We start from the raw sequence: 20,909 nt of genomic DNA, 5'->3' as shown, positions 1-20,909 counted from the left end.
ATTTGCAACTAGTGTGTGCAACGCATGCCGGATAAGATAATAACAAGCTGGTCGTGGCGCGCCCAGACGCAGGTCACAGCCGGCATACCCAGTGGGCTGCAAGCCGGGATCGTGGCTGCGTGGATACGCTTTTTCGACGAAGCCCATGGCAGTCAGGTGCAGATTCGTTCTACGCAGTCGCGCGTGACCTGTGCGCATAATACATAACCCAGACGGAGCTAAGGATTCAGGATGAACGATACGTGGTTGGATATTACAGACAGGGTCGTAGCAGTCACCGGCGCAAATGGCGGTATCGGTCGAGCAACGGTGCAAGCGCTGCTTGAAAATGGCGCGCATGTCGCCATGCTCGATCGTCAGGCATTACCGCCTGGCGAAGTGGCCCGGTTGCGTGCCAATGCCAAGGGAGAATGCCTGTCGCTGGCCTGCGATGTGGCTGACGATGATCAGGTCGCTGCGGCTGCAGAAACCGTCAGCAGGCAATTGGGTAACTGTTTTGCACTGGTCAATAATGCAGCGGTGTCTGTGCAGGGGCATCTAGATGCGATTGATATCGCAGACTGGCGTCGTCAGATTGACGTCAACCTGACCGGCTATTTGCGCTGCGCTCGCGCCTTTGGCCGGTCCATGCAGGCCCGGGGCGAGGGCGCTATCGTTCATATTGCATCCATCGCTGGTTCAAACCCTCAGCCCTTCAGCGGGGCATACAGCACAACCAAATCGGCTATCCTGATGCTGTCCCGGCAATTGGCGGTTGAATGGGGGCCGCAGGGCGTACGCAGCAATGCGATCAGTCCGGGATTAATTCGCACACCTTTGAGCGAGCCTTACTATGTTGATTCACACGTGCGTGAGCAACGAGAAAACGCCGTGCCTCAACGTCGTATCGGCATGTCAGAAGATATTGCCAATGTGGCCGTCTTTCTTGTAAGCAATCGCTCAGCCTACGTTAACGGCGCAGAAATTGTGGTCGATGGCGGCTTTGCACAGTCGCTCATGAGTCATATTCCGCGACCTCGTCGCACCTGAATCTATCGGCGCTATGCATCGGTGTGAAAGACGTCAATTGCATTAATCGGCCAACGCATTAATCCGTAAGCGGACCAGCGGTTTCTTCGCCGACCAAGTTGACTGTCAGCCGCGCCGCTGCCATACGTTGGCTTACAGCAGGCGTTCTTTGTGTTCAACGGCAAAGACAGGTCCCGGCCTGCCTTTGCCTCCGTTGTTTGGCCAGAAGGATGCAATGAGAAGCATGCCCTCTGGCGAGTGTGATCAGGCGAGTGCAGCCTCATAGCGGCGCGCTACCTCGGGCCAGTTGACCACATTGTAAAACGCAGCAATGTATTCGGGTCGACGGTTCTGGTACTTCAGATAGTAAGCGTGTTCCCACACATCCAGGCCCAGAATCGGTGTGTTGCCCGTCATCAGTGGGCTGTCCTGATTGGCGGTGCTTTCAACAACCAGTTTTTTTTCGGGTGTAACGCTCAGCCAGGCCCAGCCGCTGCCGAAGCGGGAAATAGCGGCTTTGGTGAAGGCTTCCTTGAACTTTTCCAGACCACCCAGGTCCGTGTCGATGGCTGTGGCAAGTTTGCCATCGGGCTGGCCGCCGCCCTCTGCCGACATGACTTGCCAGAACAGGCTGTGATTGGCATGGCCTCCCCCATTATTGCGTACCGCCGCGCGCACGGATTCGGGCAATTTATCGATATCGGAAATCAACTCCTCAACAGCAGGCGTGGGCAGGTTTGCCCCTTCCAGCGCGGCATTCAGGTTGTTGATATATGTCTGATGGTGTTTGGTGTAGTGGATTTCCATCGTTTGTGCATCGATATTGGGTTCGAGTGCATCGTAAGCGTAAGGTAAAGCGGGAAGGGTATAAGACATGAAGTGCTCCTGATGTAATTCAGTGTTAAAGGGATCGATAAACTGAGTCCTCACAGGGGACGTCAGTCGATTGCGGGCGCTCAACCCGCAAAGGCGTGAATGCAAGAGAAAGCCTGTTAATGCATGGCTATGTCAAGTGTGATGCCAGCCGCGCCCTGGCTTGCCGCCAGTTGCGCTTGATTATCTTGCGGGTGCAGGCTCAGAAAACGGGTAAGTTCACCATAGGTGCGCCGGCTGTGATGCATGGCTGCCAATTGCCACACTTGCGGCAGTGCGTGATCATTCATTGCCGCGCACAGTTTCTCGTGTGCCAGGCACAAGTGCAGGCGTTGCAGCGCCTGGCTGCCAAGACGCTCGTAGGTATCGGCCAGATTGTGATGCGCAATCACATACGCGGCAATGGCGCTATCGGCATCGTCGGCCTGACCAAACAAATCCGTAGCCGTGGTCAGGGCAAGATCATAGTGTCCGATAGCTTCCCTGTAGCGGCCGCTGCTGAATGCATCATTGCCATCTGTCATGGCCTGGCGCCAGCGCACGAGATAATCCTGGCCGTTCACCGCGCATGCTTCGCTCTTTATTTCATTCAGCATAAAATCTCCATGCCATATTTTGTATCGCTTATGCAAATAGTAATGATTTTTATTATATATATCAATCATGGCCATTCCGTCAGTAATGTGAATACTCCATTTATCATTAAAAATGAAGGAGTTATGAAACAAAGTATCCTGTATTCAAGCGCATAAATAAATTTAAATATTGGTTATATGCCATGAAAATGAGCAAGAAATAATCGATTTTATTTCTTTTTTGCTTGACTATTAAGATCATAAAATATATCGTACGATATATTGATAAGGGAGCAAAATGAGAAAAGACAAGTCGCCAGCGCATCGTCAGCGCGAACATGGCCGGCATCGCCACGACGCAAACTTTACTCGTGGCCGCAAATTTTCATCGGACGATCTGCAGCTTATGTTGCTGGCTTTGCTTGAAAAACAGCCCAGTCACGGTTATGAGCTTGTCAAGGAACTGGACAGCCGTTCCGGTGGGTACTGGAAGCCCAGCCCCGGCATGGTGTATCCAGCACTTACCTACATCCAGGAAATAGGCTATGCCTCGGTGGCGGTCAACAGCAATAAAAAATCCTATGCCTTGTTGCCCGAAGGTCTGGCATTTCTGAATGAACACCGTGACCAGGCAGAGGAACTGCTAGCCATGCTGGTGCATCTGGCCAACAAAATGAAGTACATCCAGGGCGCCATGGCCGCTGACAGCGATGCCACCGGCAATGACGGCTGGCTGCCAGAGTTTCTGGCCGCACGCCTGACCCTGAAGCGCGCATTGCTGCTTAAAAGCGGGGCCGATCCACAGGAGCAAAAGCGCATCGCCACGATTTTGCAAAACGCCATTGCGCAAATCAACCAGCCCTGTACACCGCCGCGATAACATCAACTGATCAGTACCACTGCGGTACTGCGCTCGCCGAATGCGCGAGCCATTAGATGCACGCACCTGGATGCGCGCCCAACCCTGTTTATCGACGGCATTTTCAACAGATTCACCCTAAGAGTACCCTGACAATGATGCAAACTCCGATTCCTCCCGAACATACGCCCCTGCGCGTACGCCACCCGCTCAAGGCCCGCCTGTTGCAAGTAGCGCAGGTTAGGCGCCTGACGCCGCGCATGGTCCGTGTCACCTTTCATGGCCCCGATCTGGACGACTTTATCTCTGCCTCGTTCGATGATCATATGAAGCTGTTTTTCCCAGCCGATGGCCAGCCCGTCGTCCCGAATAACACTGAAGCCGGGCTGCAATTTCCAGAAGGCGCTGTGCGCCCGCCGGCGCGCGATTACACTCCACGACGCTATCGTCCCGCAGATAATGAACTGGATATTGATTTTGTGCTGCATGGCGATGGGCCGGCTTCAAGCTGGGTGGAAGGCGCAACAGCGGGTGATCAACTGGTCATGGCCGGGCCGCGCGGCTCATTTGTCATGGCATCAGACTTTGACTGGCAACTGTTGATCGGGGATGAAACAGCACTGCCGGCTATCGGTCGGCGTCTTGAAGAATTGCCTGAAGGCGCCAAAGTCCACGTGATTGCACTGGTGGAAAACGCCGACGAAGAACAGCACTTTCAGACGCAGGCCGATGTACAAATCACCTGGCTGTACCGCCGGCAACAGCCGGAGCAAACGTTGATCGACGCCGTGCGCGCCTTCGTGCTACCGGCCGGTGAAGGTTATATCTGGGGCGGTGGCCAGGCGGCCCAAATGCGGGCTATCAGCCAGTACCTGCTTGAAGAAAAGGGCATTGATAAATCGAGAATGCGTATCAGCAATTACTGGAAGCAGGGCAGTCCGCAGGAGTAGGTCAATATTGTGGCGACTGCAGCAACGCTAGCGTGCTATTGCATTTGTCATAATCAACCGCCCCGCAGACGGCCAGACCATTCTGCCCCAGCCTCAGGCAAAACGCTTGGACCCTGCAACACATGCAATGACCGCGACTGTAACGCCGACCATCAGCATGCTGACCGGTTCGTGTAGCAGCGTCGCGGCCAGCGCAAGACCAAAGAAAGGCTGCAGCAATTGCAACTGGCCGACAGCGGCAATGCCGCCCTGGGCCAGACCGCGATACCAGAACACAAAACCGATAAGCATGCTGAACAGCGACACATAAGCCAGGCCTGCCCAGGCCGGAGCGCCGATGCCGGCGAACGAATCCGGCATGGTCAGCAGCGAGAGAACCAGCATGGCAGGCAAAGACAGCAGCAATGCCCAGCAGATCACCTGCCAGCCGCCCAGATTGCGCGATAGCGCCGCGCCCTCGGCATAACCCAGCCCGCAGACAAGCACGGCGGCAAGCATCAGCAAATCCCCGGTCAGGGATGCGCTCAGGCCTTGTGACAAGGCAAAGCCTGCCACCAGCAGCTACCGGTGACAGAAAACAACCAGAAGGCAGGCGCGGCTGCTCGCCGCCCCGCAATACGCCGAACACCGCCGTGGCCAGCGGCAACAGACCGATAAACACAATGGAATGCGCCGACGTGACATGCTGCAGCGCCAGCGCCGTCAGTAGCGGGAATCCCACCACCACACCCAATGCCACGATGAGCAGCGGGACCAACTGCGCCCGTGTCGGCGTTTTTGCCTGAACATCAGCAGCATGATCAGCGCCAGAACCCCGGCGATGGTCGCACGAGCGACCGTTAAAAATATCGGATCAAATTGCAACACCGCCACCCGAGTTGCCGGCAGCGAGCCACTGAAAATCAGCACGCCCAGAAACCCATTGAGCCAGCCGCCTGCTGTATTTGCCTGCCAATTTCCGTGTTTCATGTATTCACCCGATTGAACATCCGTCATCTATCACACCTGCAATTGCGCCTGTAATATTGTGAGACAGCAATGGCAAAATGCAATCTTAGAACTTATAATCATGACAATCAAATTATTGTCATGGATACATCTGCCTATGGCCCGCCTGCGATATAAAACTGTTGTTGACCGGTTTGCGCAGCAAATCCAGGCAGGCCAGCTGGCGCCGGGAACCCGGCTACCGACCCATCGGCAACTGGCCGCGCGCGAGGGCATGTCTCTGGTCACGGCAACCCGGGTCTACGCCGAGCTTCAGGCCATGGGGCTGATCAGCGGTGAAACCGGGCGCGGCACCTATGTGCGCGCCATCGCGCTCACGCCCGGCCAGGGAACGGATCAGCACGTGGTCGCTGCCGACATGATAGATCTCAACTTCAATTACCCTTCGCTGCCACAGCAGACCGAATTGTTGCGCAATGCGCTCCGGCAACTGTCTACCTCGGGCGACCTGGCTTCGTTGTTGCGCTATCAGCCTTATGGCGGCAGGGCCCACGATCGGGCAGCGATGGCGCAGTATCTGGCGCACCGCGGGCTCAGTGTGGATGCCGGGCAGATCCTGATCGTGAACGGCGCACAGGATGGCCTGGCGATGACGGTAATGGCATGTCTGAATCCGGGCGATGTGGTTGCCGTGGATGCCTTGACCTACCCTGGTTTTCGGGTGCTGGCGCAGATGCTGCATCTGGAGCTGGTGCCCATACCGGCAGACAATCGGGGTCCCGATATGGCTGTACTGGAAAAGCTGTGTCGCGCGCGCCGCATAAAGGCGGTCTATACCATGCCCACTATGAACAATCCGCTAGGCTGGGTCATGAGTGAAAATCGCAGGCAGCAACTGGTTGCCGTGGCGCGTAAATACAGCCTGCTTATTATCGAAGATGCCGCCTACGCCTTTCTGGTTGATGAAGCGCCTGCCCCTATTGCCCAACTTGCGCCGGATATCACAATCTACATCACCGGGTTCTCAAAAAATGTGGCGGCAGGATTGCGCGTGGGCCTGGTCGCAGCGCCACCCACTCATATTGCATCGCTGGAGCGGGCCATACGCGCCACGACCTGGAGTACGCCGGGTGTGATGACCGCCATGACAATTGAATGGATTCGCGACGGCACCGTGTTGCAGCTTGAACGCGAGAAACGCGAAGACGCACAATCCCGTCAGGCTATGGCGCGCAAGATCCTGGCGGGTATTTCGTGCGTCGGCCATCCTTCATCCTATTTCCTGTGGATTCCCCTGGCCGAAGAGGTACGCGCAGATCAGATCGCCATGGCGCTCATGCGAGAACAGATTTCCGTATCAACGGCAGAGCCTTTGCTGCCACTATCCACGTGCCCCATGCGATTCGTCTGGCGCTTGGGTCAGTGACGCCGGAAGTATTACAGACGGCATTGGAACGGGTCAGGCATTGCCTGCTGTCCTGTGCATGAGGTGGATTTTTAATCGGGCAAAGACACCATATCCGCAATGAGAGTCAAGGGTTTCAATTGATTGCGGATTCAACCGAAAATTGATTCATTGAAAATTTCGAAGTATTTCGATCATAATAAATCGTTTGAATTGATAAGAGTGCATGCGTAGCATTTGTCCTCACAGGAGGAAATATCATGCAAGTTCAAAACCAAAATGCTTCTCAAGTCGATCTTCGTAAATTTGCCGGCCAGTTTGCCGCTGGCGTAGCAGTGATATCCACATCAGACTCAAATGGAAAAGGCACTGGCGTGACAATGACTGCGGTACTGTCGCTGTCTTTAAACCCGCCTTTGTTCCTGGTCAGTCTCGCGAACAATTCAAATACGCTTGATGCCATCAACGAAAGCGGGCATTTTTGCATCAATTTTTTATCCGACCAGCAAGCTGAAATTTCAAATGTATTTGCCACAAAAGGCGAAGACAAGCTTAAAAATGTAGATTTTACTCATGGCCTGACCGGCAGCCCGTGCATAATCGGCGCCGTAGCCCATGGAGAGTGTGAAGTCCAGCAGCGGTATGTGGCCGGAGATCATACGATACTCATTGGTCGTGTCGTCCGAACAGCGATACATGGCGGGAACCCACTTGTGTATCACAGCGGTAAATATGTTTCGCTGAATCAACTCGAGAAAGCAGCTTAAACCCCAACAAACTTGATAACGAACTTAAGAGCGCGTTGCATACTTCGTGCAAGGGGGCGCTGCGCTCAACATTAACGCTCATCTTACCTTACCTGATATCAGGAGATATACAGTGAAAAAAAAGATTCTTTTTAATGCCTTCGACATGAACACTGCGGTTCATCAGTCGCAAGGACTATGGCGTCATCCCAATGATCGATCCGGAGAATATAAATCAATCAAATACTGGCAGAACCTCGCTCGCAAGCTTGAAGAAGGCATGTTTGACGGACTTTTTCTTGCTGATGTCACTGGTATCTATGATGTATATGGCTCAAATGCGGATGCGGCGCTTCGAAATGCAGTCCAGGTGCCCAGTAACGACCCTTTTTTAATTGTTCCGCCAATGGCTGACGTAACAAAACATCTGGGATTTGGTATTACAGGCTCACTTACATACGAACCACCCTACACATTCGCCCGCAAAATGAGCACGCTTGATCATCTTACAAACGGTCGAGTGGGTTGGAACATTGTCACTGGTTATCTGAACAGTGCAGCCAAAGCTGCCGGCGCTACGAGTCAGACCGGTCATGATACACGTTATGAAATCGCCGAAGAGTACATGGAAATAATGTACAAACTTTGGGAGGGGTGCTGGGAAGACGATGCTGTAGAAAGAAACAGGGAAACCGGCATATATGTGAATCCTTCGAAAGTGCATCCCGTGGAACATGACGGCACTTATTTCCGTCTGAACGGGATCCATTTATCGGAACCCTCTCCGCAAAGAACGCCAGTACTATATCAGGCGGGGGCTTCATCCAAGGGACAAACATTCGCAGGACGGCACGCCGAGTGTGTTTTTGCAAGCAGCCCGACCAAGAAGGTACTGACCTCGACAGTTAAAAAGCTGCGAGCTGCGACCCAGGAACAGGGCAGATCTGGTGACAGCATAGCGATCTTCGGCATGATGACTTTAATTGTCGGGGGCACTGATGCCCAGGCCCAGGAAAAGTTGGCCGAGTATCGGAAATATGCCTCGCATGAAGGCGCCTTAACGCTCATGTCAGGCTGGAGCGGTATAGATTTCTCCTCTTGTGATCCCAACGAGCCGGTTAAGCATATAAAAAACGACAGTATGCAAACAGCCATTGACCGTTTTACGATTTCCGATCCCAATCGTGTCTGGACTGTCGGGGAAGTGGCCGAACATATTGCAGTCGGAGGCTCAGGGCCTTTAATTGTCGGCTCTGCTGAGACCGTTGCAAACGAATTGCAGCAATGGGTTGAAGAAACAGCGTCGATGGATTCAATCTTGCTTATGCTGTTGCGCCGGACACCATCAACGACATCGTAGATCATGTCGTGCCGATTCTGCAAGAACGCGGAGTATACAAAACACAATACGAAGAAGGCACATTGAGGGAGAAACTATTCGCTGCTGGTCCTCGTTTGGCCAAGCCGCATCCGGCAAGTAGTTACCGTAAATAAGCCATTTATAAAAATACTATTAACAAAGGAGGAGTGCCATGACGGTGACTCTAGATATGACAACAAAAATAATGGATACCACAGTCGAAACGGAAGCGTTGTCAGGACTGTCTCTTGAAAAAAGACGCAAATCATTGAAGGCAGCCGCAGTTGGCAATGTTTTAGAGTGGTATGACTGGACAATCTACGGAACGCTAACCACTTATCTGGCCGCCAATTTCTTCCAGAAAGCGGATCCGACATCTGCGCTATTGTCCACGCTGGCTATTTTTGCGGGTGGCTTCATTGCAAGACCGCTTGGTGGTCTCGTGTTTGGTCGTATAGCCGATAAAAGCGGAAGAAAGCTTACTTTGCTGATCACAATGCTGATGCTTGCCGGGGCCAGTTTAGGAATTGCGTTATTACCCACGTATGAGTCGATCGGCGCCTGGGCGTCTTTGGGGCTTTTTATCATGCGTCTGATACAGGGATTCGCCCATGGCGGTGAGTCGGGGGTTTCATATGTATATATCGCAGAGATTGCACCCAATAAGAAACGAGGTCTATGGACCAGCTCTGTATACGTCAGTGTAATTATCGGAGTCATGTTGGCAACAGGCGTTGCGGCATTGCTGACAGGCGTGCTGGCACCCGAGCAGATGCAAAACTGGGGCTGGAGAATTGGATTTGGTCTTGGCGCTCTTTTAGGTGTCTATGTTCTTTTTCTGCGCCGACAAGCGCATGAAACTGATGCGTTCGAAAGCATTCAGAAAGCCGAGAATGACACAGCGGTTGTAGAACCTATCACCAAGACAAAAATACTGAAGATGTCGCTGCTGGTGATTGTGCTGAATGCAGCCATGAATGTCTGGTACTACACCTGGATTGCCTTTGCGCCCGCTATGGTTATAGCGCAATACAAAATGGATCCTAACGGCGCATTCATCGCGAGTCTTTTAGCGCAGGCTTGCACGATCATATTTCTGCCTATATTTGGCATGCTTTCTGATCGTTTTGGCCGACGGCCAATGGTTATTACATTTGCGTTATTGGTAGCGGTTATGGGTATGCCAATCACATCAATACTCACTAGTCAGCCATGGACGCTTTTTGCGGCACAAAGCCTGGCTCTTCTGGTCTGGACAGTGGGCGTTGGTCACTATCCGGCGCTGATGGCGGAATTGATTCCAGCACGAGTGCGTGCCGTTGGCGTAAGTATTTTGACATCACTTGCTATTGGCATATTTGGTGGAACGGCGCCATACCTCATGTCATGGGTGCAGTCCATCAATGCAGGATGGATGTTTTCGGCATATCAGACTGTACTGGCGGTAATTACGATCATCGCGGCATTAATGATGAAAGAGACCAAGGGTATTGATCTTAAGGCCAAATCCTGACAGGCATTACAAACGCAGTTATTTCCGGATTCTTTAAAGGATATTTGATGATTGACATTGGACTTGATAAATCGTTTGCGCCTTACGCCAAAGAGCGATTATTTATAAATGGTAAATGGGTTGGCTCGGCATCCGATCATGTCATTGAGGTAATTAACCCTGCAACCGGGACTATCATTGCTACCATCCCGAAAGGGAGTTCTAAAGATGCAGAAGCGGCGGTGGATGCGGCCACTAAAGCGTTACCCGAATGGAAGTCTCAAACTGGCAAGGAGCGTGCCAGGATTTTGCGAGCCTGGTTTGACTTGATACTGAAACATGAAACCGATCTTGCCCGATTGCTTACCGCAGAACAAGGCAAACCATTGAACGAGGCCGTTGGAGAAATTCGTTATGCGGCTTCCTTTGTGGAGTGGTTTTCTGAAGAAGCAAAGCGTGTATACGGCGATCTCATTCCTGCACCAACACAAGACTCACGAATCATGGTTTCCAAAGAGCCCATTGGCGTGGTGGCTGCAATCACGCCATGGAATTTTCCTGCGGCAATGATTACTAGAAAGCTTGCCCCTGCACTTGCTGCCGGATGTACTGTTGTGCTCAAACCATCGGAATTAACGCCCTTAACAGCGTTTGCATTAGCTGCCTTGGCCGAAGCAGCCGGTTTTCCAAACGGGGCAATAAATGTGGTTGCTGGCGATGCACAGGCAATTGGTGGTGTCTTTACTGCAGATCCAAGAGTGCGCAAGCTTACGTTTACCGGTTCTACGCCGGTTGGCAAAATTCTTACTGCGGCTTGCGCGGCTACAATGAAAAAGGTATCGATGGAACTGGGTGGAAACGCGCCGGTTATCGTATTCGAAGATGCTGATCTCGACCTGTCGGTCACAGAAGTGATCGCCGCCAAGTTTAGAAACACGGGGCAGACATGTGTCTGCGCTAACCGGATTTTCGTACATAGTTCGATCTACAATGAATTCGCTGAAAAACTGAAGAACAAAATTTCAAGTTTCCGTCTTGGAGATGGTTTATTGCATGAAACAGATCAAGGTCCATTAATAAACCAGATTGCAGTCGAAAAAATTGAAAGACATATCCAGGATGCCGTTGGTAAGGGCGCCAAGGTAGCAATGGGTGGCAATAGAATTGAGGGCAACGGAAATTTCTTTGCTCCTACAGTGTTAATTGACGTACCGCAGGATGCCTTACTCAATAGTGAAGAAACGTTTGGTCCGGTCGCGCCGCTGATTCGATTCGATTCAGAACAAGAAGTGATCCAGGCTGCCAATGCCACCCCATATGGGCTTGCGGCATATGCTTTCACAAATGACCTGCGCCGCTTCTGGAGGGTTTCAGAACAGCTGGAAGCCGGTATTGTCGGGTTCAACACAGGCAGAATTTCTACCGAAGTTGCACCATTCGGAGGGATTAAAGAATCTGGATTGGGACGTGAAGGGTCAAAGTACGGAATTGATGATTACCTGGAATTAAAGTATGTCTGCCTGGGGGATGTGCGTTGACGGTTCCGCTTCTTCGATCAGTTTGTCGAATTTGCTGCTCTGTACACATAGACGAGCAATATCTGTAAACAACTCTGGCGAGTTGCTCGCGCAGGAAATGGAAAATGGCATCAAAAAGTATTTCGGTTCCGTCTGGATTATTTTCAATTTGCCATTTCTGATCGCATCTGAATAATGCGAGACAGGAAGAAATCCAATGCCGACACTGGCTTGCGTGAGTGCAAATAACGCGTCAAGGCTATTACACGTCATTCCCGTTCGTTCTCGCACACTGGAAATACCCAGGATTTGCTCCATAATTCCGTTGGTAAAGGAGTTTTTACCCTGATAGAGGATAGGCAACTTACGGAGCTCTTCCAATTTTATTTTCTCCTGGCCGGGAAACATCGTTGGCGAAGACATCCATGAAAATCGGACTCGGCCGAGATCAAAAGCATCGAAGCCGGGTTCTTGAAATTTCCCAGCCAGGATAACCAGATCAAGTCGCCCGTTTCGAATTCCTTCGATAAGAGATGGGTTGAGCCCGACTTCGAATTCTAATTTAATATTGGGATACTCATGACGAACGGCATTCACAAGGTCAGGCAACCAGGAAATGGCAACCAGTTCTGCAACACCGATACGAACAACTCCTGTAAGCGCGTCCTTAGCTCCAATACGAAGCCTGATTTCGGAGGAAAGAGACATGATTTGAGCAGCATAATTGATCAATTCCCGCCCTTTCAGGGTAAGTCTCGCGGTTCGTTGTGTGCGGTCAAACAGCTCGACGCCCAGCACTTGCTCTAGCTCATGAATGCGAGCGGAAATTGTAGACTGCGTTACACACAGGCGATCCGCAGCTGCCGCGAAACTATTTAACTCGGCAATCGCCAGGAAGCTTTCAAGTTGTCTGAAATTCATAGCATCCTCCAGGGCATCGGGTGTCTGTCAGTGAATAAGTTTCGCCCATGATAGTGCAAAGCAAACGAGGATTTCATGAGAATTTCATTAGAAAAATGGCCTGGGCCGATTACTACTATTTCATTAGCGCAATTGTTCGGCACATCGCTTTGGTTCAGCGCAAACGCAGCGAGTGAGGATCTTATGGATCTGTGGCATGTCAGCGTCGCACAAATTGGCTGGTTGACCAGTGCAGTACAAGGAGGATTCATTGTAGGTACTTTGCTCCTATCACTGACGGGTTTGGCTGATAAATTTCGCGCCAGCAACATATTTGCAGTGTCCGCCATTCTCGGCGCTGTGCTTAATTTGCTTTTTGCCCTTCTGGCCAACGGGATATGGCTGGGCGTCCTATTGCGGTTTCTGGTTGGTTTGACGCTAGCAGGCATATACCCTCTTGGAATGAAGATGATCATAAAATGGGCTCCCGAAAAAGCAGGCTGGGGGCTGTCCATTCTCGTTGCGATGCTAACCTTGGGAACTGCTTTACCTCACGGATTAAAGGCGCTTGCCGCCTCTTATCCCTGGTATATGATTGTATCAGCTTCTTCCTGTTTATCCGTTTGTGGGGCATTGCTTATTCTTGCGCTCGGGGAAGGGCCTCATGGGCAAATCAAGCGGCATACACCGCAAAAAAAGGGAAGCGCAATTTTGGGTTTGAAATCGGCTTTCGCGAGGCCTTCATTTCGACAAGCAGCTTTTGGATATTTCGGGCATATGTGGGAGTTATATGCATTTTGGGCGATTGTGCCTTTGTTGATCTCCTCTGCGATTACAAGCAATAGCTCAAGCATCTCTACGATATCGTTCTATACTATCTCGGCAGGGGCTATTGGATGCGTCATCGGAGGTGTTTTTTCACATCGACTGTCAAACCGTTCAGTTGCTGTCTCGGCGCTATCCTTGTCGTGCGTGTGCTGCATCATTTTCGCTGTTATCGGACATTGGATGTCCCCAACGATTACATTGATTTTATTTCTGATTTGGGGGGCTGCCGTGGTAGCGGACTCTCCCCAATTTTCAGCCATGTCAGCTCAGGCTTGCCCTCCTGAGTACGTTGGCTCAGCACTCGCTCTTCAGAATGCGATTGGGTTTGCAATAACGATGATTTCAATTCTTATCATGACCAGAATAATAGAATCGTTTGGACAAATATCTACGCTTATACTTGCGATCGGTCCGGTTCTCGGATTAATTGCACTGGCAATGCCTGCAGATCAGGCAAGCTCGGAAATATCGAATATCGAAGGTGGGGATATTCCGTGACTTGCTCAGCCAGTGCAAGATTGTATATGGTGAGCGCAACTGTAATTTCGCTGCGCTCACCAGGTTCTGGATCAGATGACCGCTTCAATCAGAAACGGTCCCTTGCGCGCCATGGCGCTGCGCAGCACATCCGATAGGGCTGAGGTAGTGGTTACCCGGGCGGCTTCAACGCCGGCCGCGTTGGCCATGTGCACCCAGTCGAACGCCGGGTTATCCAGATCCAGCATGCGATGGGCATTGCGGCCGGGCGCGCCAGCGCCAACCTGCTTGAATTCGTTATGCAATATGGCATAACTGCGATTTGCAAAGACGACAGTGACCACATCCAGTTGTTCGCGGGCCTGCGTCCACAGGGCCTGCAGGGTATACATGCCACTGCCGTCCGCCTGCATCAGGACCACTTTGCGATCCGGGCATGCAACAGCCGCACCGGTGGCCATAGGGATTCCGATCCCGATGGCGCCACCCGTGATCTGCAGGAAATCGTGGGGTGCCGAACCGAAAGTCGATTTGAACGAATCCCTGCCAGAGGTGACAGACTCATCGCAAATAATCGCGTTCTCGGGCAGCAGGCTGCCAATCGCCTGGATCACGGCGGCCGCGTCCAGTGTTCCGGTCGGCAGGCCAATATCAACACGTTCTGCCAGCAGGCTGATCGGTGTTTTGGTTGCACCCACGGCATCAGCCAGGGCCTCCAGGCACCAGGCAGATCGTCGTCCGGCTGAGTCAGTTCAATACGTTTGCAATTTTCAGGAACGAGCTCGCCTGGCTTGCCTGGGTATGCAAAAAAGGCAACCGGCGTTTTGGCACCCACCAGAATCAACTGTTCGGTGTCTTGCAGCGCTTTGATGGCAAGATCAACACTGAATGGCACGCGTTCTATCTTCACACGACCTGCGCCCCGTTCAATGCGGCTATTGGATTGTTGTGCCATCAGCCGGGCGCCGGTACGCTCGGCAATCCGGGCTGCGGTCTCCAGCGCCTTGCTGCGTAGCGCCTTACCGGATAGCAGGATCACTGTATTGCGACCGTTATTGAGCGCTTCGGTAGCCGCTCGCAAAGCTTCCGGCGTAACCTGTGTACGCTTGACCGGTGGTGCTTTTTGTATGGGAGTCGATGTTTCTGTCCATGCGGCATCTGCCGGCAGAATCAGCGTGGTAACGGCACCATAGCCACTGTTTGCCGCACTGATCGCCGCTGCGGCGGCGCCGGATACATCGTCGGCCGAGGCAATACGCCGTACCCAGTCTGACATGGGTGTGGCAAGGCTTTCGATATCGCTGGTCAGCGGTGCATCGTATTGCAAATGATAGCTGGCATGGTCACCCACGACATTGACCATTGGGGTATGGGCGCGCCTGGCGTTGTGCATGTTGGCCAGACCGTTGGCCATACCTGGGCCGCAATGCAGCAGGGTAGCAGCTGGTTTATCGGCCATCCGCGCATAACCGTCGGCGGCGCCCGTGACCACGCCCTCGAAAACACCCAGCACGCAGCGCATCTGAGGTTTGCGATCCAGCGCTGCTACAAAATGCATTTCAGAGGTGCCGGGATTGGCGAAACATACATCAATATCGTTTTCCAGCAAAGTATCGCAAAGACTATCTGCTCCGTTCATGAATCTATAAACCTTTCTCAACTGTGTTCCGTGTACGGAACGGGTTAACAATAAAAATTATTTGGACTGAATATGTTTGTCCTGAATCAGCTTGTTCCAGCGCTCACGTTCCTTGGCCTCGAATGCGGTCAGATCGGCGCCGAATATCGTGCCTGGCTGGGTGCTGGTCTGTTGCAGCTTGTGTTTCAAGTCTTTTGAGGCCAAGGCTTTTTCTGCAGCAGCAACCAGCGTTTTGATAGCTTCGGGTGGTGTGCCGGCTGGGGCATACAGAGCAAACCATGCGTTCACATCAAAGCCCGGCAGGCCCGATTCGGCCACCGTCGGGACATCCGGGATGGCAGGATCCCGCTGCGCACCCGTTACGGCCACTGCACGTACTTTTCCGCCATCTTTCACTTGTGATAACGTGCTGGGCAGATTATCCATCAGGATGTCCACCTGACCGCCGATCAGCGCGGGCATGGAACCGGACACACCTTTGAACGGTACATGCAGCATGCTGATGCCGGCTGCATCTTCCAGATAGGCGCCGGTCAGATGCACCGATGAACCCACACCAGGAGAAGCGTAGCTAAGTTTTTTATCTTTTGCCGCCTTGGCTTTTGCAATCAGATCCCCAAGCGACTTGATATCTGAATTGGCATTGACGGCAATGATATTCGGTGTGGTGCCTGCCAGGGCAATGGGCACAAAATCCTTTTGTGGGTCAAAGGGCATATCCTTGTACAGAAACTGGTTGATAGTCTGTGTTCCGATGGTGCCCATGCCAATGGTATAGCCATCGGCTTTGGCGCGCGCCAATGCGCCCATGCCTACATTGCCGCCGGCACCGGCCCGATTCTCGACCACAATGCTCTGGCCCAGCTCCTTTTCCAGCGCCTGGGCAACATGCCGGGCGATCAGATCGGTTGTTCCGGCAGGCGGGAAGGGCACAATCAGGGTAACCGGGCGCTCGGGATATCCTGCTGCGTGCGCGGCGCTGGCAACACAGCAGGCAGCCAGGGTCGCCAGTGCCAGAGACCGCAGCGGTGTGATCGTATGGGAAGTCAAAGTCATAGCATGTCTCCTGTGGAAGTATTTTTTATCGTTGTGTCGCATTACTTCGGGTGTCCGGGCGGACACTCTCCCGCATAGTGTATCCGCTTCCAGGCCCAATACAAATGAAATATGGACTTGCGGGTTTCATCGGCTCTAATGTCGAAGCGTTATGTGTTTTGCATGGCGGAATACCGGTGACCTACGCCAAGTGCTATTGCATGTGCGATAGGCCAGTTGCCCCGTATCTGCTATGCCAATTGAACAACCGTGCCTTAAGTGCAGGCGCAGCCGCCTGTTGGCGGCCAGCACTTGTGAGTCGCATTCAAGCTGCGCTTGCGCCGCAACAGGATCGAACAATAGGATCCCGCAACAAGTTGCATTCAAATCAGCTCATTCTGCCTGGCCGTAGCCACCGCCCCCCGGTGTTTCAATCACAAATGTATCCCCGGGCTGCAGACTGGCATTATCTTGCGGGCCGAGCTCGGTCACAGAACCATCTGCGCGCTCGATATAGTTCCTGCCGGTCTGGCCCGGCTCTCCGCCTTTCAGACCGAAGGGCGCGTATTTGCGGTTATTGGAAAGAATGGCAGCAGTCATCGATTCCAGGAAACGCATGCGCCTGATGCCGCCATCGCCACCGTGCCATTTGCCCTTGCCGCCGGAACCGTGGCGGATGGCATAAGACTCAAGGCGTACAGGGAAGCGCAGCTCCAGTACTTCAGGGTCGGTGAGCCGGGAATTGGTCATATGGGCCTGCACCAATGACGTACCGTCAAAGCCTTCATCGTCCGAATCCAGATACACGGGTCCGGCGCCGGTGCCGCCAGAGACGGTTTCATAATACTGGTAGCGGGCATTGCCGAAAGTGAAGTTGTTCATGGTGCCCTGGCTTGCGGCCAGTACACCCAGTGCACCATACAGAGCATTCACAATGCACATGGATGTTTCCACATTGCCGGCCACCACTGAAGCGGGTAGTTCAGGGTTGAGCATGGACGCCGGTGGTATCACGATATTGATAGGCTTGAGGCAACCGGCATTGAGCGGAATTTCATCATTCACCAGCGTGCGAAAGACATAAAGCACGGCAGCCACGGCGATCGAAGCCGGCGCATTAAAGTTATTGGTCAGTTGTGCTGATGAGCCGGTAAAGTCGACTGTTACCGATTCACGGTCGTCATGGATTCGGATCGCCACCTGTATTACGGCTCCATTATCCAGCTTGTAAGTGTAGCTGCCATCACGCAGCAAAGGGATCACGCGACGCACCGACGCCTCGGCGTTATCCTGAACATGCTGCATATAGGCTTGCACTACCTCCAGACCAAAAGTATCACACATGGCATGCAGTTCCCTGACCCCCTTCTGGTTGGCGGCAATCTGTGCCTGCAGATCAGCCAGGTTCTGATCGGGATTGCGGGCAGGATACTTGCCCGACATCAGAATGTCCCGCGCTTCCTGTTCGCGGAACCGGCCATGGCGGACCAGCTGGAAATTGGTGAAAAGCACGCCTTCTTCGTCAATGGTCGTCGAATCCGGCGGCATTGATCCGGGCGTAAGTCCGCCGACATCAGCATGGTGTCCGCGCGAACCGACGAAAAAAATGATCTGTTTTTCTTCTCGATCAAACACAGGTGTAATAACGGTGATATCCGGCAGATGGGTGCCGCCGTGATAGGGATCGTTCACCACATAGGCGTCACCCGGGTGCATATTACCGGCATTTTCCCGCATGACCGTCTTGATCGATTCGCTCATGGAGCCCAGATGCACCGGCATATGTGGCGCATTGGCAATCAGGTTGCCCTGGTCGTCGAAAATCGCGCAGGAAAAATCCAGCCGCTCCTTGATGTTGACCGAATAGGCTGTGTTCTGCAGACTCAGACCCATCTGGTCGGCAATCGACATGAATAAATTATTGAATACTTCAAGCATCACCGGATCGGCATCTGTGGACACGGCCAGTGCATTGCGCAGGGGGACGGTCCGCGTCAGAATCAGATGGTCTTTGCTGTTGAGCGTGGCCGACCAGCCGTCTTCCACAATCGTAGTCTGGTTGGCTTCGGAAATAATGGCCGGGCCGGCGACAACGTCGCCTGCCTGCAGCGCTTGCCGCGGAAATACTGGTGTGTCGTGCCAGGTCCCGTTGCTGTACATTTGGCGATGTGAGTCTGCCACAGGCAGGCTGTCATCGCGTCGCGTAATAGTTGCCTCGTCAATTCGGCTGCCCGCAATCACCGCTTCGACCAGCAAGGACTCGACAACCAGTGGACGGTCTTCGATCAGAAATGAATATCGCTGGCGATACTGTTCATTGAATGCGGCAAGCATCTGTCCTGCATCGGCAAAGTCCACTTCCAGGGCGCTATCGGTGCCCTGGTATTTCAACTGAGCGCGCGTGTTCAGCACGATCTGCATCCCTGTGGTCAGTCGTGTCACCAATTCCGCGCTGGCCTGCTCGCCCAACTGCTCGCGTAATTGCTTCAGTTCCGGGATCAGCTCCTCTTGTAGCGGCTTTTCCACGGTCTGCTGACGAATGGCCACCTGATCGGCCAGACCCATGCCATAGGCTGACAGCACGCCGCCCAATGGGTGGGCGAACACAGTTGTCATGCCAAGTGCATCGGCAACCAGGCAGGCATGCTGGCCACCGGCGCCGCCGAACGTGGTCAGCGTATAGCGCGTGACATCATGGCCTTGTTGCACGGAAATCCGTTTAATTGCTTCGGCCATGTTCTGTACGCCAATCGCCAGAAAGCCTGCGGCCAGCTCTTCCGGACTTACCTGCCTGCCGGTTGCCTGGCTCACCTGCTTGCTCAGCACACCGAATTTTCCGGTCACGACCTGCGCGTCCAGCGGTTCGCTGCCATTGGGGCCGAAGACCGCAGGAAAATAGTCCGGCTGAATTTTACCCAGCATGACATTGCAATCAGTAATGGTCAGCGGTCCCTGCTTGCGATAGGAAGCGGGGCCGGGGTTGGCGCCTGCCGAGTCCGGCCCGACGCGCAGGCGCGCGCCGTCAAAATGCAGAATCGAGCCACCACCGGCGGCGACCGTGTGGATGCGCATCATGGGTGTGCGCATGCGTACGCCAGCCACGGAGGTTTCGTAATCGCGTTCATAGACACCGGCAAAATGTGATACATCGGTCGAGGTGCCACCCATGTCAAAACCGATTACTTTCTTGTACCCGGCCTGTTGGCTGCTGCGCGCCATCCCGACGATACCGCCGGCCGGACCCGACAAAATGGCGTCCTTGCCGCGAAAGCGATGCGCGTCCGACAGGCCCCCCGAAGACTGCATGAACATCAGGTTCACGCCGGGCAATTGCGAGGCGACCCGATCGACATAGCGGGCAAGGATGGGCGACAGATAGGCGTCTACCACCGTGGTATCTCCACGCGATACAAACTTGATCAGCGGACTGACATCATGCGAGGCAGATATCTGTGAGAATCCAATCTCCCGGGCAAGCTGCGCTGCCAGTTTTTCATGTGCCGGGTTGCGCCAGGCATGCATAAACACAATTGCAATACTGCGCAGGCCCTGATCGTACGCTGCTTGCAACTGCGCGCGCAGCGCCTGTTCATCCATTGGGAAAATAACTTCGCCGTCCGCATCGATCCGTTCGTCGGCTTCCAATACCTGTTCATAAAGCATCTCGGGCAGGACCACATGACGGTCGAATAAGCGCGGACGATTCTGATATGCAATCCGCAAGGCGTCTGCAAAGCCGCGAGTAGTCAAAAAAACAACGCGTTCGCCTTTGCGCTCCAATAGTGCATTGGTGGCAACCGTGGTCCCCATTTTGACGCAATCGATATTTTTCACCGGGATCGGATCGCCCTTGGCAACGCCAAGAAGATCGCGTATTGCCTCAATCGCGGCATCTTCATAATGGTCGGGATTGTCCGAGAGCAATTTTCTGGTCAGTAAGGTTTTTTGCGGAGTGATTGCGACGATGTCGGTGAAGGTACCTCCACGGTCTACCCAGAATTGCCACTTGCTCATGTTTTGTGTCCTGCCTGTCTCTGATAAAAATATTGATTGTGAAAATTGCGCTCGTCATCATGCTGACGGGCATTATGCAAGTGTATCAGCACAAATCATGCCAGTGTTTGAGGCGGTATTGCCTGGCCGGTATAAACGCAGGCAAGCGAGCCAAAATCACGCCCACTTTCAGTGCAGACCCTATCAGTGTTTTCCCTTTGCCTGAAAATCTTCTCGTGCCCTTGCGACAAAAATCTTATATTCTCTGAAATATGACAGCCATGAGGCTGATATAACCGAAACT

General features: G+C 53.2%; 12 protein-coding genes and 4 pseudogenes. 9 read left to right on the top strand and 7 right to left on the bottom strand.

The genetic code is table 11. The annotated features are described in order from the left end of the window. The first annotated feature begins 231 nt into the window (after positions 1 to 231). Positions 232 to 1,029, top strand: coding sequence for an SDR family NAD(P)-dependent oxidoreductase (locus TKWG_RS19130; protein ID WP_014752417.1), 798 nt, complete (start codon positions 232 to 234; stop codon positions 1,027 to 1,029). Between the two features lie 243 nt (positions 1,030 to 1,272). On the opposite strand, the gene TKWG_RS19125 is transcribed toward TKWG_RS19130, so the two are convergent. Both TKWG_RS19125 and TKWG_RS19120 read right to left on the bottom strand, forming a co-directional pair. Further along, positions 1,273 to 1,884, bottom strand: a complete 612-nt coding sequence (locus TKWG_RS19125) for a superoxide dismutase (RefSeq protein WP_014752416.1) — start codon at positions 1,882 to 1,884, stop codon at positions 1,273 to 1,275. 116 nt (positions 1,885 to 2,000) lie between these two features. Beyond that, positions 2,001 to 2,477 (bottom strand): hypothetical protein, encoded by a 477-nt coding sequence (locus TKWG_RS19120; RefSeq protein WP_148274603.1) that lies wholly within the window; start codon positions 2,475 to 2,477, stop codon positions 2,001 to 2,003. A gap of 277 nt (positions 2,478 to 2,754) precedes the next feature. Here TKWG_RS19120 and TKWG_RS19115 point away from each other — a divergent pair, with 277 nt between their 5' ends. Then, complete coding sequence (locus TKWG_RS19115; RefSeq protein ID WP_014752414.1) at positions 2,755 to 3,336, top strand: PadR family transcriptional regulator; 582 nt, start codon at positions 2,755 to 2,757, stop codon at positions 3,334 to 3,336. Positions 3,337 to 3,470: 134 nt separating this feature from the next. Beyond that, positions 3,471 to 4,265, top strand: a complete 795-nt coding sequence (locus TKWG_RS19110) for a siderophore-interacting protein (protein ID WP_014752413.1) — start codon at positions 3,471 to 3,473, stop codon at positions 4,263 to 4,265. A 93-nt stretch (positions 4,266 to 4,358) separates the two neighbouring features. On the opposite strand, the pseudogene TKWG_RS19105 reads toward TKWG_RS19110, so the two are convergent. Then, positions 4,359 to 5,234, bottom strand: a pseudogene (locus TKWG_RS19105) (DMT family transporter). Positions 5,235 to 5,370: 136 nt separating this feature from the next. On the opposite strand from TKWG_RS19105, the pseudogene TKWG_RS19100 reads away from it, so the two are divergent. From TKWG_RS19100 to TKWG_RS19080, 5 genes and pseudogenes are all read left to right on the top strand, one after another. After that, positions 5,371 to 6,701, top strand: a pseudogene (locus tag TKWG_RS19100) (aminotransferase-like domain-containing protein). Between the two features lie 177 nt (positions 6,702 to 6,878). Beyond that, the gene (locus TKWG_RS19095; protein WP_014752409.1) at positions 6,879 to 7,385 is read left to right on the top strand and encodes a flavin reductase family protein; all 507 of its coding nucleotides are present in this window, start codon (positions 6,879 to 6,881) and stop codon (positions 7,383 to 7,385) included. A 112-nt stretch (positions 7,386 to 7,497) separates the two neighbouring features. After that, positions 7,498 to 8,858: pseudogene (locus tag TKWG_RS19090) on the top strand (LLM class flavin-dependent oxidoreductase). A 38-nt stretch (positions 8,859 to 8,896) separates the two neighbouring features. Further along, positions 8,897 to 10,237, top strand: a complete 1,341-nt coding sequence (locus TKWG_RS19085; RefSeq protein ID WP_014752407.1) for an MFS transporter — start codon at positions 8,897 to 8,899, stop codon at positions 10,235 to 10,237. A gap of 47 nt (positions 10,238 to 10,284) precedes the next feature. Continuing rightward, a complete protein-coding gene (locus TKWG_RS19080; RefSeq protein WP_014752406.1) occupies positions 10,285 to 11,754 on the top strand; it encodes an NAD-dependent succinate-semialdehyde dehydrogenase in 1,470 nt (489 codons plus the stop codon). On the opposite strand, the gene TKWG_RS19075 is transcribed toward TKWG_RS19080, so the two are convergent. Next, positions 11,722 to 12,654 (bottom strand): LysR family transcriptional regulator, encoded by a 933-nt coding sequence (locus tag TKWG_RS19075; RefSeq protein ID WP_014752405.1) that lies wholly within the window; start codon positions 12,652 to 12,654, stop codon positions 11,722 to 11,724. The two genes, TKWG_RS19080 and TKWG_RS19075, sit on opposite strands and share 33 nt — an antisense overlap. A gap of 75 nt (positions 12,655 to 12,729) precedes the next feature. Between TKWG_RS19075 and TKWG_RS19070 the strand changes: the two genes are divergently transcribed. After that, positions 12,730 to 13,959, top strand: coding sequence for an MFS transporter (locus tag TKWG_RS19070; RefSeq protein WP_014752404.1), 1,230 nt, complete (start codon positions 12,730 to 12,732; stop codon positions 13,957 to 13,959). A 71-nt stretch (positions 13,960 to 14,030) separates the two neighbouring features. Here TKWG_RS19070 and TKWG_RS19065 read toward each other — a convergent pair. From TKWG_RS19065 to TKWG_RS19055, 3 genes and pseudogenes are all read right to left on the bottom strand, one after another. Continuing rightward, positions 14,031 to 15,577: pseudogene (locus TKWG_RS19065) on the bottom strand (acetolactate synthase large subunit). A gap of 57 nt (positions 15,578 to 15,634) precedes the next feature. Beyond that, positions 15,635 to 16,633 carry a Bug family tripartite tricarboxylate transporter substrate binding protein gene (locus TKWG_RS19060; RefSeq protein WP_014752403.1) on the bottom strand — a complete coding sequence of 333 codons (999 nt, stop codon included), beginning with the start codon at positions 16,631 to 16,633 and terminating at the stop codon, positions 15,635 to 15,637. A 372-nt stretch (positions 16,634 to 17,005) separates the two neighbouring features. Then, on the bottom strand, positions 17,006 to 20,626 hold the full coding sequence (locus tag TKWG_RS19055; protein WP_014752402.1) for a hydantoinase B/oxoprolinase family protein: 3,621 nt from the start codon (positions 20,624 to 20,626) through the stop codon (positions 17,006 to 17,008). Positions 20,627 to 20,909 lie beyond the last annotated feature (283 nt).

Source organism: Advenella kashmirensis WT001, assembly GCF_000219915.2.
In the GTDB taxonomy this organism is placed as follows: Bacteria; Pseudomonadota; Gammaproteobacteria; order Burkholderiales; family Burkholderiaceae_B; genus Advenella; species Advenella kashmirensis.
The sequence above is the reverse complement of the archived record's forward strand: the minus strand, read 5'-3'. Positions and strand labels throughout refer to the sequence as shown.